The organism is Rugamonas sp., from assembly GCF_025354735.1.
Taxonomy (GTDB): domain Bacteria; phylum Pseudomonadota; class Gammaproteobacteria; order Burkholderiales; family Burkholderiaceae_D; genus Rugamonas.
Window position 1 is genome coordinate 1 of the sequence record NZ_JANXMI010000079.1, and the last position, 17,208, is coordinate 17,208.

The 17,208-nt window shown below is 66.1% G+C and carries 13 protein-coding genes; 6 read left to right on the forward strand and 7 right to left on the reverse strand.

What is annotated here, in order from left to right; translation table 11 throughout:
• Positions 1-1,850, reverse strand: a 1,850-nt coding sequence (locus tag Q0S71_RS07290) for a DEAD/DEAH box helicase (protein WP_295993532.1), incomplete at its 3' end; no start/stop codon positions are given.
• A 286-nt stretch (positions 1,851-2,136) separates the two neighbouring features.
• Between Q0S71_RS07290 and Q0S71_RS07295 the strand changes: the two genes are divergently transcribed.
• Positions 2,137-3,159 (forward strand): alpha/beta hydrolase, encoded by a 1,023-nt coding sequence (locus tag Q0S71_RS07295; RefSeq protein ID WP_295993534.1) that lies wholly within the window; start codon positions 2,137-2,139, stop codon positions 3,157-3,159.
• A 96-nt stretch (positions 3,160-3,255) separates the two neighbouring features.
• On the opposite strand, the gene Q0S71_RS07300 is transcribed toward Q0S71_RS07295, so the two are convergent.
• The gene (locus Q0S71_RS07300) at positions 3,256-3,615 is read right to left on the reverse strand and encodes a hypothetical protein (RefSeq protein WP_295993536.1); all 360 of its coding nucleotides are present in this window, start codon (positions 3,613-3,615) and stop codon (positions 3,256-3,258) included.
• 51 nt (positions 3,616-3,666) lie between these two features.
• Positions 3,667-3,912 carry a hypothetical protein gene (locus Q0S71_RS07305; RefSeq protein WP_295993539.1) on the reverse strand — a complete coding sequence of 82 codons (246 nt, stop codon included), beginning with the start codon at positions 3,910-3,912 and terminating at the stop codon, positions 3,667-3,669.
• Positions 3,913-4,099: 187 nt separating this feature from the next.
• Here Q0S71_RS07305 and Q0S71_RS07310 point away from each other — a divergent pair, with 187 nt between their 5' ends.
• Complete coding sequence (locus Q0S71_RS07310) at positions 4,100-5,725, forward strand: M28 family peptidase (protein WP_295993542.1); 1,626 nt, start codon at positions 4,100-4,102, stop codon at positions 5,723-5,725.
• A gap of 62 nt (positions 5,726-5,787) precedes the next feature.
• Here the strand turns inward: Q0S71_RS07310 and Q0S71_RS07315 are convergent, their stop codons facing one another.
• Together Q0S71_RS07315 and Q0S71_RS07320 are read right to left on the reverse strand one after the other, a co-directional pair.
• Positions 5,788-6,204, reverse strand: a complete 417-nt coding sequence (locus tag Q0S71_RS07315; protein WP_295993544.1) for an SRPBCC family protein — start codon at positions 6,202-6,204, stop codon at positions 5,788-5,790.
• A gap of 71 nt (positions 6,205-6,275) precedes the next feature.
• Positions 6,276-9,167 (reverse strand): EAL domain-containing protein, encoded by a 2,892-nt coding sequence (locus tag Q0S71_RS07320; RefSeq protein WP_295993547.1) that lies wholly within the window; start codon positions 9,165-9,167, stop codon positions 6,276-6,278.
• Positions 9,168-9,383: 216 nt separating this feature from the next.
• On the opposite strand from Q0S71_RS07320, the gene Q0S71_RS07325 reads away from it, so the two are divergent.
• The gene (locus Q0S71_RS07325; RefSeq protein ID WP_295993549.1) at positions 9,384-12,542 is read left to right on the forward strand and encodes a DUF6701 domain-containing protein; all 3,159 of its coding nucleotides are present in this window, start codon (positions 9,384-9,386) and stop codon (positions 12,540-12,542) included.
• A 102-nt stretch (positions 12,543-12,644) separates the two neighbouring features.
• On the forward strand, positions 12,645-13,343 hold the full coding sequence (locus Q0S71_RS07330) for a dienelactone hydrolase family protein (RefSeq protein WP_295993565.1): 699 nt from the start codon (positions 12,645-12,647) through the stop codon (positions 13,341-13,343).
• A 42-nt stretch (positions 13,344-13,385) separates the two neighbouring features.
• Here Q0S71_RS07330 and Q0S71_RS07335 read toward each other — a convergent pair whose 3' ends face one another.
• Positions 13,386-15,245 (reverse strand): bifunctional diguanylate cyclase/phosphodiesterase, encoded by a 1,860-nt coding sequence (locus tag Q0S71_RS07335; protein ID WP_295993554.1) that lies wholly within the window; start codon positions 15,243-15,245, stop codon positions 13,386-13,388.
• A 230-nt stretch (positions 15,246-15,475) separates the two neighbouring features.
• On the opposite strand from Q0S71_RS07335, the gene Q0S71_RS07340 reads away from it, so the two are divergent.
• Positions 15,476-15,919 (forward strand): thioesterase family protein, encoded by a 444-nt coding sequence (locus Q0S71_RS07340; protein ID WP_295993557.1) that lies wholly within the window; start codon positions 15,476-15,478, stop codon positions 15,917-15,919.
• Between the two features lie 20 nt (positions 15,920-15,939).
• Here Q0S71_RS07340 and Q0S71_RS07345 read toward each other — a convergent pair whose 3' ends face one another.
• Complete coding sequence (locus Q0S71_RS07345) at positions 15,940-16,431, reverse strand: DUF3016 domain-containing protein (protein WP_295993559.1); 492 nt, start codon at positions 16,429-16,431, stop codon at positions 15,940-15,942.
• Positions 16,432-16,825: 394 nt separating this feature from the next.
• On the opposite strand from Q0S71_RS07345, the gene Q0S71_RS07350 reads away from it, so the two are divergent.
• Positions 16,826-17,208: response regulator (locus Q0S71_RS07350; protein WP_295993562.1), on the forward strand; the 383-nt coding region annotated here is incomplete at its 3' end.

Sequence of the window (17,208 nt, forward strand, 5' to 3'; positions counted from 1 at the left end):
GGAGCGGCCGATGCGGGGGCGGCAGCGAAAGATGCCGGCGCGGCGGCGCGCGGCGCCGGCGCGGCACGTGGCGCGGCCGGCGCGGCCGATGCGGCCTCGCCGTCGCCATTGTCGACACGGATGCGCAGCATCTGGCCGGCCACCTTGAGCGTACCGAGATGCTGGATCACATCCGTCGGCAAATCGTTCGGCATATCGAGCACGCTGTAGTCGTCGTAGATTTCGATGCGGCCGATGTACTTGGAATCGATGCCGCCCTCGTTGGCGATGGCGCCGACGATGTTGCCCGGCTTGACGCCGTGCTGGTAGCCGACTTCGATGCGGAAGGTCAGCATGCCGGCGTCCGGCGCGCGCACGATGCGTTCCTTTTTAGGGAAACGGTCGCTGCGCTCGGGACGCTCGCCACGCTCCGGGCGGTCGCCGCGGTCGAAACGGTCGCCGCGGTCATTGCGGTCGCCGCGCTCCATGCGCTCGGAGCCGATCTGTCGGCCCGGACGCTCGTCCCACTGCACCGCCGCCGTCTGCGATTTTTTATCGAGCAGCAGCGGCACGTCGCCGCGCGCCATCTTGGCCAGCGCGGCCGCGATTTCGATGGCCGGGATATTCTGTTCGCGCTCGAAGTCTTCGATCAGCGACTGGAACTGTTCCAGCTCGCCCAGCGCCAGCGTTTCGCTGATCTGCGATTTAAACTTGGCGATGCGGACGTCGTTGACGGCCTGGATGGACGGCAGTTCCAGCATCGAGATCGGCTGGCGCGTGGCGCGCTCTATCGACTTGAGCAAATTCTTTTCACGCGGCGTGACGAACAAGATCGCCTCGCCGCTGCGGCCGGCCCGGCCGGTGCGGCCGATGCGGTGGGTATAGCTTTCCGGATCGTGCGGCACGTCGTAGTTGATGACGTGGCTGATGCGTTCCACATCGAGGCCGCGCGCGGCGACGTCGGTGGCGACCAGGATGTCGATCTTGCCGTCCTTGAGCTGCTGGATGGTGCGCTCGCGCTGCGCCTGCTGGATGTCGCCGTTGATGGCGGCGGCCGAGAAGCCTCTCGCTTGCAGTTTGCCCGCCAGTTCCTCGGTCCCGAGCTTGGTGCGCGAGAAGATAATCATGCCGTCGAAGTTTTCCGCTTCCAGGATGCGGGTCAGCGCGTCGAGCTTGTGCATGCCCGACACCAGCCAGTAACGCTGGCGGATGTTTTCGGCGGTGCCGGTCTTGGCGGCGACGGTCACTTCCTTCGGATCGCGCAAATAAGTATTGGCGATGCGGCGGATGGCCGACGGCATGGTGGCCGAGAACAGCGCGGTCTGGCGCGTGTCCGGCGTCTCTTGCAGGATGCGTTCGACGTCGTCGATGAAGCCCATGCGCAGCATTTCATCGGCTTCGTCGAGCACCAGCGTTTTCAGTTTCGACAGGTCGAGCGAACCCTTGTCGAGGTGATCGATGACGCGGCCCGGCGTGCCGACGACGACGTGCACGCCGCGGCGCAGCGCCGACAGCTGCGGGCCGTAACTCTGGCCGCCGTAGATCGGTAGCACGTGGAAGCCGGGGATGTGCGAGGCGTAGGTCTGGAAGGCCTCGGCGACCTGGATCGCCAGTTCGCGCGTCGGCGCCAGCACCAGCGCCTGCGGCGAGGTCTGTTTCAGGTCGATGCGCGACAGGATGGGCAGCGCGAAGGCGGCCGTCTTGCCGGTGCCGGTTTGGGCCTGGCCCAACACGTCGCGGTTATCGAGCAGCAGCGGAATCGTCGCGGCCTGGATCGGCGACGGCGACTCGTAACCGACATCTTTCAGCGCCTGGATAAGCGGGGCGCTGAGATTCAAATCGGTGAAAAGGGTAATGGGGGTATCAGACATGGCGTCACTCACAAGTATGTTCGAATCGCCTAATTGCGAAAGAAATTTGCACGTAGTTTACTCCCTCCGGCCGATTCAGGCCCGAAGTTGATCGAATTTACGCCGATTTGTCTATAAAAAAGGCGGATCGCACGCGCCGGCGCGCTGAAATGAGCTAAACGATATGTTTCATGATTCCTGAACGGGCCGTCAAGCGTGCGGTCCTTGATGGCGGCGCCGCGGCGGCGCATATTGGCGGACCATGCGGTAGCACCGCCGCCGCCACTTTCGATTTGGAGTTATCAGCATGTCCCGCACCCTGTTTAAACTGTTCGCCGGCACCGCGCTGGCCACCGCCGTCCTCGCCGCGCCGGCCGGCGCCGCCGACGCGCCGGTCTACGGCATCGAACTGCAAGGCTTCGACTATCCGCATCCCTTGCGGCACTTCCAGTTCACGCCGCAGGGCCAGGACCTGCAAATGGCGTATCTGGATGTGGCGCCGTCCGGCGCCGCCAATGGCCGGACGGCGGTCCTCATGCACGGCAAAAATTTTTGCGGCGCGACGTGGGACGACACCATCACGGCGCTCAGCGCGGCCGGCTACCGCGTGGTGGCGCCGGACCAGATAGGCTTTTGCGCGTCGACCAAACCGGCCCGCTACCAATATACCTTCCAGCAGCTGGCCGACAACACGGCCGCGCTGCTCAAGCAGATCGGCGTCACGCGCGCGGTCGTTGTCGGCCACTCGACCGGCGGCATGCTGGCGGCGCGCTATGCGCTGATGTATCCGGAGGCGGTGTCGCAACTGGTGCTGGTCAATCCGATCGGGCTGGAAGACTGGAAGGCGCTCGGCGTGCCCGCCCGCAGCGTCGACCAGTGGAACGAGCGCGAACTACAGCTCTCGGCCGCCAGCGTGCGCGCCTATGAAAAATCGACGTATTACGTGAACCGCTGGAAGCCGGAGTACGAGCGCTGGGTCGACATGCTGGCCGGCCTGAACGCGGGTCCGGGCCACCGGCTGGTGGCGTGGAATTCGGCGCTGATCTACGACATGATCTTCACCCAGCCGGTGTATTACGAGCTGCCGCTGCTGACGGTGCCGACCACGCTGATGATAGGCACGTCCGACACCACCGCCATCGGCAGCGACGTCGCGCCGCCGGCCGTGAAGGCCGCGATAGGCCATTACAATGTGCTCGGCAAGGTCAACGCCCAACGCATACCGCATGCGACGCTGATCGAATTCGAAGGCCTGGGCCACGCGCCGCAGATGGAAGATCCGGCCGTTTTCAACCGCAAGCTGATCGCGGCGCTGGCGGCGACGCGCTGACGGCCCAAAGCGGGGTCTCACCCCGATAAGGCCGACCATGGCCGGAGCAAAAAAAAAGACAGGCGATTGCCTGTCTTCTCTGGCCCCGCCACCGGCTTACTTGGTGGCTGCCGGCGCGGCCGCCGGTGCGGCCTTGGCTTCGGCTTTCACCGTGTCGGCATGGGCGTCGGCCTTGGCCTTGGCTGCCTTGTGATGCGCTTTGACCTTGGCGACTTTCTGATCGGCCTGGGCCTTGGTCACGTCTTCTTTCGCGTTTGCCGCGACGGTGGCTTCCTTGGCGTCGGCCTTGACGACGGCTTTGGTTTCTTTTGCGTCGGCCTTGGCGACGGTCTTGGTTTCCTTGGCTTCAGCCTTGGCGACGGTCGGCGTCGGCGTTGGCGAGCTGGCGACCGGAGCCTGGGCGAATGCGGCGCTGGCGAACAGGGTGGCGACGAGTGCGGTGATGAGCTTGTTCATGGTATAATCCTTTTATATGGTTTATATCGTTTATACGGTTCTTGTTTCAGCTTACTTGGCGACGCTGGCTGCGGGAGCCGAAGCTGCCGGCGCGGTTTCCGGCGCCACTTTCTTGACCTTGTGATGCTTGGCTTTTTTCGCCACCGGCGCTTCCACACTGGCGCTGGCGCTGGCGCCGGCCGATGCTGCCGGTGCGCTCACTGGCGTCTTGACGGCCGGTGCGCTGGCGGCGGGGGCTTGTGCGAATGCTGCGGTAGCGAACAGGCCGGCGATCAGGGTAGCGATAATTTTGGTCATGGTATTTTCCTCTTTTGCTTTATCAGGGCACCGGGACAATTCCCGTGTCACTGAGCAGAAAACGGCGCCCGGGGTGCTATCGTTGACCTGCATTACATCCGCTTACCGAGTCTTACATCCGCTTACATGTGGCGCGGCGATGCAGTAAGATAGCCAGCCACACGATCCCTCACCTATCGGAGTCTCCATGCGTCTTCCTTCGTACGCGCTCGCCGCCGGCCTGGCCATCGCCAGCGGCCACGGTGTCGCCCAGCAGCAGCCCGTCGTCACCGAAGCGCCGCTGCGCGCCCACCTGTCCTTCCTGGCCGACGACCTGTTCGAGGGACGCGGCACCGGCCAGCGCGGCGGCGACCTCGCCGTGAGCTATCTGGAAACGCAGGCGGCCGTGATGGGACTGAAGCCGCTGGCCGGCGGCGGCTACCGGCAGTCGGTCAAGATCGAAGGCAGCAAGCTGCTGCCGGGCAGCGTGCTGCGCTTCCAGGCCGGCGCCAGGACCATCGCGCCGGTGCTGGGCCAGGACATCGTCTACGGCACCGCCAGCGGCAAGGCCGACGTCAAGCTCGACGCGGCGCTGGTCTTCGTCGGCTACGGCGTGCGCGCGCCGGAAGAACGCTGGGACGATTACAAGGGCGTCGACGTCAAGGGAAAAATCCTGGTCATGATGGTCAACGATCCGCAGCCGACGGCCGAGGAGCCGGACCGCTTCGCCGGCAAGGCCTACACCTACTACGGCCGCTGGCTGTACAAGTACGAGGAGGCGGTGCGCCAGGGCGCGGCCGGGGTGCTGCTGATTCACACCACGCCGTCGGCCTCGTATCCGTGGAGCGTGCCGGCCAACAGCTTCAGTCACGAGCGCTTCCACCTGACCGGCGCCGGCAATCCGGTCGAAGGCTGGATGCAGGAGGAGACGGCTCGCGCGCTGTTCGCGGCCGGCGGCCAGGACCTCGATGCGCTGCGCGCCCGCGCCGAAACGCGCGCCTTCGCGCCGGTCGACCTGCACGTCAGCGCACACGTCGAACTGCGCAGCGCGATCCGCCAGGTCGAGCAGTTCAACGTGGCCGGCATCGTGCCCGGCACCGACGCGAAACTGAAGGCGCAGGCGGTGGTCTATTCGGCGCACTGGGACCATCTGGGCATGGATGAAGGCGCGCCGCGCGACGACAAAGACCATGTCTGGAACGGCGCCATCGACAACGCCTCCGGCGCGGCGGCGCTGCTGGCGATGGCGGCCGAAGCGGTCAAGCATCCGGCCAAGCGCACGCAGGTGTTCCTGTGGCCGGCCGCCGAGGAACAGGGCTTGCTGGGCAGCGCGGCCTATGTGCAACATCCGGCGTGGCCGCTGAAACAGACCGCCGCGGACCTGAATTTGGACAGCATGAATTTCGTCGGCCTGACGCGCGACATGGGCGTGGCCGGCGCGGAGCGCAGCAGCTTGTACGACACGGCGGCGCAGGTGGCGGCGAAAATGGGGCTGAAGCTGGCGCCGTCGGTGCCGGATTTATCGGGCGCCTACTTCCGCGCCGACCACTTCAACTTCGCCAAGGCCGGCGTGCCGGCGTTTAATGTGGGGTCGGCCGTGTTTTCCGGCGACGGCCACTTTGAGTTTTTGAAGGACCAGCAGGCGTCCAGCGCCCATATGGTCGCGTTCAAGAACGACTACCACCAGGTGACGGATGAATATCACTCGGACTGGGATTTGTCGGGCATGGTGCAGCAGGCGCAGTTCACGCTCAACCTCGGCTACGCGGTGGCGAACGCGCCCGCCATGCCGACGTGGAAAGCCGGCGACGCGTTTGGCCAGGTGCAGCGCTGATCGAGCGGCGCGCGGTCGCGGCGACAGCGGGGGCAGGCCCCGATTGCCCAGCCGCGTGAAACTTACTCGGCCAGTTTTTGCTTGAGCTGGTCGAGGCCGCCCTGGTACAGGCCTTGGAACGCCGCCTCCATCTGGGCTTCGTGTTCGGCCGGCGCGTAGAAATTGCACGACCATTCGACGTGGCACTGCTCCTGGCCGAACACTGGTATCACCTTCAGCGTGGACTGGTAATTGGTCACCGGCAGCGGCGATTCGATGATGGAGTAGCTGTAAAACCGTTCACTCTCGCTGAACGCCTCCAGCCGTTCGAGGATCTCCATGCCGTCGGCCGCCAGCAGCCGGCGCACGCGGCCGCCCTGCTCCGCCGTGCAGCTTTTCAAGCCGCTGGACCAGTCCAGCAGGCCGTGAAAGCCGCCCACCATGGCCCACGCGCGTTCGGCGGACACTCCCAGCTGCATCGACACGGATACCTTGGACATCTTTGCTCCTTTCAGCGTGGAGGCTGCGGATTGCGGCTTCCTCACCACGACATTAGCACGATTCCGCCGCGTCAGACCTCACGCCCGGCGTCGCGTTGCGCGGTGCTGGCCTCGTTCTCCAGCAGCAGCGCCTCGAACGCGGCGGCGTCCACCGGCCGGCTGAAATAATATCCCTGCATCTGGCGGCAGCCGTGCTCGCGCAGGAAGGCCACCTGCTCCAGCGTTTCGACGCCTTCCGAAATCACGTTCAAATTCAGGTTGGCGGCCAGCGCGATGATGGTGGCGACGATGGCCGCGTCGTCCGGGTCGATGGTCAGGTCGCGCACGAAGGTCTGGTCGATTTTCAGCACGTCGACCTCGAAGCGCTTCAGGTGCGCCAGGCTGGAATAGCCGGTGCCGAAATCGTCGATGGCCAGTTTGACGCCGAGTTTTTTCAGTTCGTGCATGACGACGATGGCGTGTTCGAGGTCGTTCATCACCAGCGTTTCGGTCAGCTCCAGCTCCAGGCAGGCCGGCGTCAGGCCGATTTCCGTCAGCAGCGCCGCCACCGATTGCACGAAGTCCTGTTCCGCGATCTGGCGCGCCGACACGTTGACGGCCATGCGCAGCTCGCCGCGCCCGGCGCGCTGCCAGGCCAGCAGCTGTTCGCAGGCGGTGCGCATGACCCAGGCGCCGATCGGCAAAATGAGGCCGGTCTCCTCGGCCAGGCCGATGAAGCGGTTCGGCGCCACCAGGCCCAGTTCCGGATGCAGCCAGCGGATCAGCGCCTCCATGCCGACGATGCGCCCGCTCGTGATGTCGACCTGCGGCTGGTAGTGCAGCACGAATTCGCCGCGTTCGAGCGCGCCGCGCAGCGCGCCTTCGATCAGCACGCGCTCGCCGAGCTGCTCGTTCATGGCCGCCGTGTAGAACTGGAAGTTGTTGCGGCCCATTTCCTTGGCGCGGTACATGGCGATGTCGGCCCGTTCGGCCAGGGCGTCGGGGTCGCTGCCGTCGTCCGGGTAGACGGCCACGCCGGCGCTGCAGGTGAGGAACAGCTGCTGGCCGTCCAGCGTCAGCGGCGCGGCGATGTCGTCGAGCAGGCGCTGCACCTGGTGCGGGCTGGGCCGGCCGGCGCCGTGCTCGGGCAACAGCAGCAGCGCGAATTCGTCGCCGCCGATGCGGGCCACGGTGTCGGTCGGGCGCACGCTCACTTGCAGGCGCTCGGCCACCGCTTGCAGCAGGCGGTCGCCGCCCTTGTGGCCGAGCCGGCTGTTGGTGAACTTGAAGCGGTCCAGGTCGATCGACACCACCCACACCGCGTGGCCCTTGCGCGCCGCGTGCGTGATGGCTTGCTGCAAACGGTCGTGCATCAGCACGCGGTTCGGCAGGCCGGTCAGCGCGTCGTGCGTGGACTGGTGCTGCAACTCGTTTTCATAGGCCTTCATGGCCGTGATGTCGTGCTGGATCGAGACGTAGTGGGTGACGGCGCCGTCCTCGTCGCGCACCGGCGAGATGTAGACGTCGTTCCAGAACAGCGTGCCGTCCTTGCGGTAGTTGCGCAGCACGGCGTGGCCGTCGCGCTGCTCGCGTATGGCGGCGCGGATTTCGTGCACGCCCTGCTGTTCGATGTCGCTGCCGTACAGCAGGCGCGGGCTCTGGCCCAGCATCTCGGCCGCGCTGTAGCCGCTGATGCGCTCGAAGGCCGGGTTGACGTAGACGGTGGCGTTATGCTGGGCGGCCAGCGTGATGACGATGGCGTTGGTGCTCGACGCCATGGCGCGCTCGCGCAGCAGCAGGGTCTGGTTCAATTCCTTGAGCTGGCGCGTGCGCAGGTCGACGTGGCGCTGGATGTCGCGCGTGCGGGTGCTGATGGAGCGCGCCAGCGCCGTCGCCAGCGCCGTCAGGATCAGGCCCAGCGCCAGCGCGCACAGCGAGGCCAGGTGGTCGCTGCCGCGCCACTGCGGCGCGGGCGTGGCGACCACCAGCCACGGCTGGCCGGCCACGTCCAGCGGCGCCACTTGGCGCGCCGACCGGGCCGGCGCCGCCGGGTATAACCAGCGCAGCGACCGCGGCCACGGCAGCATCCCCGCCGGCCGGCCGTCGCGCTCCGCGCTGGCCTGGTAGACCAGGGCGCCGGCCGCTTCGGTGGCGGCCGCGTAGACCCGCAAGTCCATGCTGCCCCGGCTGAGCAGGCCGTTGCCGGCGAGGATGTTTTGCACCAGGTCGGCCGGCCGCAGCACGATGGCGGTTTCGCCGACCAGGGCGGCGCGCCGCGCGGCCACGTCGGCCAGCGGCGCGCCGTAGCGGTAGACCGGCATCGAAATGACCACGCCCGGCAGCGCCGACGCGCCCGGCGCCGCCTCGCCCTGGGCCAGCGGGATGACGATGCCCGCCTGCGGCTGGCCGCTGTCGTAGGCGCGCTGGCGCGAAACGCCGTCGTAGTTCGGATAGGTGGTGTTCAGGCCCAGCGCGCGGCGGTTGCTGGCGTACGGTTCGATGTATTCGACCACCAGGTAGCGCGCGCGCACGCCGGCCGGCACCGGGCGGCCGGCATACATTTCGGTCAGGAAGGTGCCGGGGGCGACGCGGCTCAGTCCGGCCTCCTCGGCGGCGCGCTCGGCCTGGCTGACGAAGCGCAGATAGCTGACGCCGTGGATGTAGGGCGCGCGCGCCAGCAGCGGCGTGCTGTAGCGCTCGAACTGTTCGCGCGTCACCTGCGGCTCGCTGGCGAACAGCTGGTTGACGGCGCGCAGCGTGTCGAGGGCGTTGGCGATGCCGGCGTCGAGCGCCATCACGCGCAGGTGGGCGCGCTGCTGGAAGGCCAGGTCCAGCTTGTCCTGCTCGAGCTGGCGGGCGCCGGCGAACAGCAGCGCCGTCAGCACCAGGCCGCCGGCCAGCGCCAGCGCCACGGCGCCGGCCAGCGGCCCACGGCGCGGCGGCACGAGGATGGAAGCGAGCGTGTCGCGGGTCGGGACGTCCATTGCTGCGTTGGTGGCGGTGAAACCGGAAGATTAGCACGGATCGCCCGCCACGGCGGTGACAGCAGTGCGCGCCTGCCCGGCGGCGACGGTTGCGGGCGAGGCCGCCACGCGACACTGTGGCCGGAGATCTGCGCCGATCAGGCCGTGGCGCCGCTTTTCACTGCGGTTTTCACGGCCGCCCGCCTATAATTCATACACGAATTTTTAGGTGACTCCATGAAATGTTTCCGACCGCCCCAGCTGGCGACCACCTTGCGTTTCAATTGGTTCTGGCGCCGCCTGCGCGGCGCGGCGCGCGCGGCGGCCGTGCCGCCGGTGCGGGCTGTGTTGGCTGTGCTGGCTGCGCTACTGCTGCTGGCCACCGGGCCGGCCCAGGCCGCCAGCACCACCTTCAACGGCGCCACCGTCGCCGGCTGCACCTATGCCGCCAGCAACACCACCTATACTTGCAACACGCTGCCCTTCTTGGCGGGCGGCACCGACAGCGTCACCGTCGCCAGCGGCTACACCGTCATCGCCAACCCCTCGGTCACGTTCACCTATAACCAGGGCCTGACCCTGAGCGGCAGCGCCGTCTTCGCCTCGTACGGCAACCTGAACATCGCCGACATCAACCCTGCCAACCTGAACGTGACGGGCGGCTACCTGGCGGCCGAAGGCAATTTCAAGATGGGCAACCAGGCCCAGACGATCACGGCCAGCATCTACGCCGGCAGCGTCACGCTCGGCAGCGGCTCGACCACCAAGGTCACCGGCACCATCTACTCGACCGGCCAGGTCGACCTCGGCTCCCACGTCACCATCGTCGGCCCGGTGACGGGCACCGTCATCACCACCAATTCACCGGTCAGCATCAGCGGCGACGTCAGCGCCAGCACCTCGCTGACGCTGGCCTCGGGCAGCAGCGTGACGGGCAACGTCAGTGGCGGCGCGCTGACGCTCAATCCCTCCGGCACCACGGTGACGGGCAACGTCAACGTCAGCGGCGACGTCGACATCGGCTCCGGCGACACCATCAACGGCAACGTGACGGCCCACAACGTCACCACGGAAAGCTCGAACGGCATCATCACCGGCAACGCCTCGGTCAACGCCATCACGCTGAACTATGGCGGCCGGGTCCAGAAGACCATCACCTGCACCGGTTCCGGCGCGTCCGGCTGCAGCTGCGTGACCAACAACAGCGGTTACAACGCGGGCTCGCCGAGCGCGCCGATGTGCAGCCCGCCGCAGAATCCACCGTCGACGCTGGACCATATCCTGATCTCCTACAGCATTCCCGGACTGACTTGCCAGCCGCTGAGCGTGACGCTGAAAGCTTGCGCCAATGCGGCATGCACCAGCACCTACACCGGCCAGGTCAACGCCACATTCACGGCCACTCCGCAGTCGGGCACGGCTGGCAACCAGAACGTCCCGTTCACGGGCACCGCCACCGTCAACGTGCAGCAAACCACGGCCACCACCGTCACGCTGGGAGCCACGACCAGCAACACGGCCCAGGCCAGCAGCTGCTCGGACGGCGCCGGCGGCACCAGCTGCCAGGTGCCGTTTGTCGACAGCGCCCTGCTGTTCGGCACCATACCCGACCATGTGTCGGCGACGTCGGCCGCCTTCACCATCACCGCCGTCAAAAAATCGAACAACGCGGCCCAGTGTACGCCGGCGTTCAAGGGCACACACAACGTCACGCTCAGCTGCGCCTACCTGAACCCGACGCAAGGCACCATGGGACCGAGCGTGACGGGCGTGCCGTTGGGCCTGTGCGGTGGCAGCGGCGCCAGCGTCCCGCTCTCCTTCGACAACAATGGTGTGGCGAATACCACGCTAAGCTATGCCGACGTCGGCCAGCTCTCGCTCAGCGCCACTTACAGTGGCACCGTCGCAGATGGCTACCCGGGCCTCGCCATAAAAGGCGGTCCGTCGAACACCTTCACGGTGGCGCCAGCGTCGATCGGCGTCGCCGTGCGCGCGCCGGCGCTGCCCGGACAGGCGCAGGGCACGGCCAACCCCGGCGCCATCACGGCCACCGGCACCGTGTTCATGGCGGCGGGAAAACCGTTCACCGTTGCGCTCAGCGCGCTCAACAGCGTCGGCGCCGTCACGCCCAACTTCGGCAAGGAAACGATGCCGGAAACGTTTGCCGTCACCTCACCCACGTTGGCGCTCTCCTGGACATCGACCAAGGATGGCAGCGGCAACCTGCCAGGCAACAACCCGGCTATTTCCCTGAGCAACACCACGCTCAGCGCCGGCACCTACACCAGCAGCGCGCTGTGGAACGAGGTCGGCAGCTTCAACCTGGCGGCCAATCTGACCAATGCCAGCGGCTATCTCGGCACGAACTTGAAGGCCGCTGGCGCCGCCGTCGTCGGCCGCTTCATTCCCGACCATTTCGGCACTACCCTGGCCGGCAACGTTCCCATGGATTGCAAGAATACGTCGACGACGCCGGCGGCGCCGCTGACCTTCAGCACGCTCTGCGGGGCGCCCAAATTTGTGTATTCGCTACAGCCCTTCGATGTCGCCGTGACCGCCTACGCCGCGGGCGGCAGCGCCACGCAAAACTACCAGGGCCAGCTGGCGAGGAATGTCGCGCTGTCGCTGTGGACGGCGGCCGGCGGCAGCACGGCCACGCCGGCCGCCGCCGGCACCGGCAACGGTATCAGCGTGGGCTGGATGAAGAACGCGGCAACGCTGCCGGCCAGCACCACGCTGGTCCCCGCCGACTTTGCGCTGGGCATCGCGACCACATCGAACACCGGCGCCCAGCCGAATCTGCAATTTGCCAGCGGCTATGTGCATCCCCCCACCGGCAACCAGAGTCCGGCCACGCCGGGCAGCACCTCGGTGCCGGCGGCCACGTCCACCTGGCTGCGCGCCAGCGAGCCGGCCGGCGGCGATGGCGTCACCTCGCTGCAAGCCTCGGGTTCGATCGAACCCGGGCTCGTCGTCACCAGCGGGCGCCTACTAGTGGGCAACAACTATGGCGCGGAAACGTCGCCGATGACCGTCGCCGTCAAGGCCCAGTATTGGAACGGCAACGCCTGGCAAACCAACACGGCGTTCACCACCGCCGCCGGCGTCGCTGTCGCTGGCAAGCTGGGCTTTGACGACTGCAAAAAAAACCTGGCCGCCAACGCCCCGGCCACCGTCTGCAAGAATCCGCCGCTGACCGTGAGCAACGGCACGCTGACCTTCCCCGCCGCGCCGACGACGACCGGCGCCGCCAGCCTCACCTTCGCCGCGCCCGGCGGCGCCGGAGGCACCAGCCTGCTGGTCTCGCCCTTCCCCTATCTGCCGACGACGGTCGGCACGCTGACCTTCGGCACCTACCGCGCCGGACCGGTGATTTATCTGCGCGAGGTGTACTGACGCGAAAGGGGCGGCGCGCCAAGGCGGTGCGCCAGGGCGGGGCCGATTTGCGGTAGCATGGGCGCTTTCTTCCCACCGTATCAGGACAAGGACCGCATCATGATGAAAACCACTTCGCAATGGATCAATGTCGACACCGACGACGGCAGCTTCGGCGCCTATCTGGCGCTGCCGGTCGGCGGCAAGGGTCCGGGCATCGTGCTGATCCAGGAAATCTTCGGCGTCAACCAGCACATCCGCAACGTCGCCGACCAGTACGCGGCCGACGGCTATGTGGTGCTGGCGCCGGACCTGTTCTGGCGCAGCGGCCCGCGCATCGAAATCGATTACGACGAGGCCGGCTGGAAGCGCGCCATCGAGCTGATGAACGCGCTCGACATGGACCAGGCGCAGGCCGACCTGGCCGCCACCGCCAAGGCGCTGCGGGCGCAGGATGTCGTCGGCGACAAGATCGCGGCCATCGGCTATTGCCTGGGCGGCCGGCTGTCCTACCTGACGGCGGCCAACGGCGTCGTCGATGCGGCGGTGGCCTACTACGGCGGCGGCATCCAGAATATGCTGGACCGCGCCGACGACATCAAGGCGCCGCTGCTGATGCACTTCGGCGGCAACGACAGCCACATCCCGGCCACGGCGGTCAAGAGCATCGCCGAGCGCTTCGGCGACAACGAGCTGGTCGAAATCCACGTGTATCCGCAGGCGGGCCATGGATTCAACCGCACCCATCCGGACAGCTACCACCAGCGTTCGGCGGCCCAGGCGCATGGCAATACGCTGGTGTTCCTGAGCGAGCATCTGTAAGCAAGGTATCGCGCGGCAAGCGCGCGATGGGCCGGCCGCCGCTCAGGCCCGCAGCAGCGCCCGCAATTCCGGCGCCGTCAGCGGCGCGGCGGCGGGATCGTGGTCGCGCAGCGTGGCCAGCAGGTGGATGATGGCGTCCGGCGTGCGCGCGGCGCTGAAGTACCAGCCCTGCACGCAGTGGGCGCCGCGCTGGCTCAGCCAGTCGAGGTCGGCCTCCCGCTCCAGTCCTTCGCACAGCAATTCGGCCTTGAACAAATCGGCGATGCCCTGGATTAAATGGAACAGGCCCGCCATTTTTTCGCTGCCGGCGACGCCGTGGACGAACTGGCGGTCCACCTTCAGCCGGTCGAAGGGCAGGCTGCTGATGGCGTCCAGATTCGAATAGCCGGTGCCGAAATCGTCGACGGCGATGCGCACTCCCAGCGCGCGGAAGCCGGCCACGCGCGAGGACAGCAGGTCCAGCGTTTCAAGCAGCTGGCTTTCCCTCACTTCCAGTTCCACCATGGCGCCGCTGATGCGGTAGCGCTCCAGCACCTGCGCCATGTCCACCAGCACCTGCGGGTGCAGCAGCGAGCGGCGCGACAAGTTCAGCGACACCGGCACCACCGGCAGGCCGGCGTCTATCCAAGCGCGCAGGTCGCGGCACACTTGAGTCAGCACCTGCATGTCGAGCTGGTAAATCTTGTCGGTGCTTTCGGCCAGCGGAATAAAGCGGTCCGGCAGCACCAGGCCGCGCACCGGATGCTGCCAGCGCACCAGCGCCTCCATGCCGATCAGCGTGCCGCGCGCATAGTTCACTTGCGGCTGGTAGTGCACCACCAGCGCGCCGTGCTGGGCCTCGCCGTCGAGCGCGCCTTGCAGCTCGTACACCATGTGCGAGCGGGCCAGCAACTCCAGGCCGTATTCCTTGACCGTGGTGCGCAGGAAGCCGCCGCTGATCGACGAGGCGGCCGTTTCGGCGGCGTCGAGCAGGGTCGCGGCCGAGCCCATGTAGGGCGTGTGGTGGTGTTCGACGCCGATGCGCGCGTGCAGCACCTGCGGCGCGCCATGCTCGACCGTGAACGGCAGGCTGAGGATGGCTTTCAGCCGGTCCAGCAGCGTCACGTGGTCCTGGTGGCCGCCGAACAGCGCGAAGACGAATTTATCGCCGCCGAGGTGGCCGACCAGGTTGTCGGGGCCGGCCCAGTCGGCGATGCGTTGGCCCATCAGGCGCAACACCTGGTTGCCCTTGTCGCGGCCGAACTCGTCGTTGAACTGGCGGAAACCGACCAGGTCGATATAGCCGACCACCACGTCCGGTTGCCGCGTCTGCTCCACGCCCAGCTGCAAATGGTGCAGGAACACGGCGCGGTTGGACATGCCGGTGACGTCGTTGCAATAGCGCAGTTCGAGCGTGTCGACGACCAGCTTGGACATGCCCGTCAACATCAGCCGCTGTTCGGCGTCGAGCCGGCGCGAGCGCGTGCCCATCACCCATAACGTGCCCAGCAGATAGCCACGCGCGCCGTGCAGCGGCACGGCCGCGTAGTGGCGGTAGTGCGGCGGATAGGTGACCAGGGGATTGGTGTTGAAGCGCGGGTCGCTGGTGGCGTCTTCGACCTCGAAAAAGTCGCGCTCCCGGGCCGAGGCCACGACCCAGGTGCAGAACGAGCCCGAGCGCGGCACGTGGCGGGCGTCGATGCCGACCCGGGACGGCAGCCAGATCTGCGACTGGTAGACGATGCTGATGCCGCCGATGTCGGCGCCCAGGGTCTTGATGGTCAGGCCGGTTATGAGGTCGAGGTTGGGGTCGGACTGGTCCAGCGTGATGGAGTAGCGCGACAGCTCGGCCAGGCGGCGCTGTTCGGTCGCGTCGTCGGAGTGGCATTCGGACGCTGGATGGATCGCGCTGGTGGTCATCATGGCTTCTTTCTTCGCGATAGCGGGCCGATATTTTGCGCGCGTGGAGCGCCGCACATGTGGGCATGGTGCCATAGAAATGGCGTTTCCGCATCTGCCGTGTGGCTCGCGATGTGGCGTAAATAGCATGATGGCCGTATCGCCATCGGCTATCATCGGCCATCCCCGGTGCGCCGCCAGGCCGCGTTAAAATAGGCTTTGCCAACTGGCGCCGCGCGCGCAGGAGCACCGACATGGCCCGCTTGACCCTGCAATTTCCGGAAGACCAATACTACTTTTCGACCCAGCTGACGGTGCGCTCGACCGACATCAACGGCGCCAACCACCTCGGCAACGATTCGATGATTTCCATGATCTCGGAAGCGCGGGCGCGCTTCCTGTACGCCCACGGCGTGCCGGAGACGGCGGCCGACGGCGGCGGCATCATCGTCACCGACCTGGCCACCATGTACCGCGCCGAGGCGCACGCGCGCGACCAGCTGCTGTTCGAGGTCGGCGTGATGGATTTCAACCGCTACGGCGGCGACATCACCTTCCGCATCACGCGCCCGAGCGACGCCTCGCTGGTGGCGATGGCCAAGTCGGGCTTCGTGTTCTTCGACTACGACGCCGGCAAGGTGACGACCATGCCGGCCGCGTTCCGCGCCAAGTTCGAGCGCGTGAACTGGCTCGATTAACGGGGAGTCAAGACGGGGCGTCAACCATGCTGCCGGGGCGGCAGGAACTGCTTGTTGAACCAGTCGTCGAGCATCTGCTTTTCGTAGCGCAAGTCGTCGCTGTCGGAATAGCGGTTGATGCGGTCCTGGTAAGCCATGTTCGACAATTCCTCGTCGCCGCTGCGCAACACCTTGCCGTCCTGCTCCAGCGTGTAGCGCAGATGCATGCGCGGCCAGTCGGCGCCGCCGCGCATGACGCGGATATCGTCGCCGTTGCGGCGCGGATACAGCCGGCCGGCCAGGTCGAGGTCCAGCACTTCGATCTTCAGCGTCTGGCCGGGCGGCAGCTTGCTGCCCAGCCGCGTGAAATGCGCGCTCAATTCCTTCAGTATCTGTTCGCGGTCGACCTGCATGAAGGGCATGTCGGTGTACTGTTCCGGCTTGTCGTAGCTGACGTCGATTTGCGCCCAGGCGGCGCTGGTGGCCAGCATGGCGATGGCGCCCGCCAGCAGGGGTCGGGTAATGGAACGCATGGCTTTCCTCTCAGGGGATCAATTTCCATTTTCAATATAAACCGTTTACGGCGCGCCGGAACGAACAGCAAAAACTTGTTACGAATCTCCCCGCAAAAATATTTACCATGAAGTTGGCAATATTGCCAAAAAAGAAGTATTGTTACGTTTGTTATTCGGCGATCAACTATTGTGCGCGCCACAAAATGATACAAGTTGGCACCACGGTGGTGAGTTGTTGTAGGAGATAGGTGTAATCTTTATTGCCTGTTGTTAAGAACCTTAGCTCGGACTACAATCGAAATCGCGTGCCCGATTTGCACGCCGCTTGAGCAGTCCCTGGTATGTGATACACCTTATCGGTCAGCGTCTTTAACATTGCGTCAGTAGTGCCATTTTTGCGGAACTCGCCCTCATGTCTTTTTTGTCTTCTGCCTCGCCCAAGTTAGCACCGTGGAAAATCCTGTTAGTCGATGACGAACCCGATATTCATGACATCACCAAACTGACGCTGACCCGCTTCCGCCTCGACGGCCGCGCGCTCAGCTTCGTGCACGCTTACAGCGGCGCCGAGGCCAAGGAAGTGCTGGCGCGCGAAAAAGACATCGCCCTCGTGTTCCTCGACGTCGTGATGGAAAAGGAAGACAGCGGCCTCGAAGTGGCGCGCTGGATGCGCGAAGACCTCGACAACCAGTTCACCCGCATCGTGCTGCGCACCGGACAGCCGGGCCAGGCGCCGGAGGAACGGGTGATCGTCAACTACGACATCAACGATTACAAGGAAAAGACCGAGCTCGA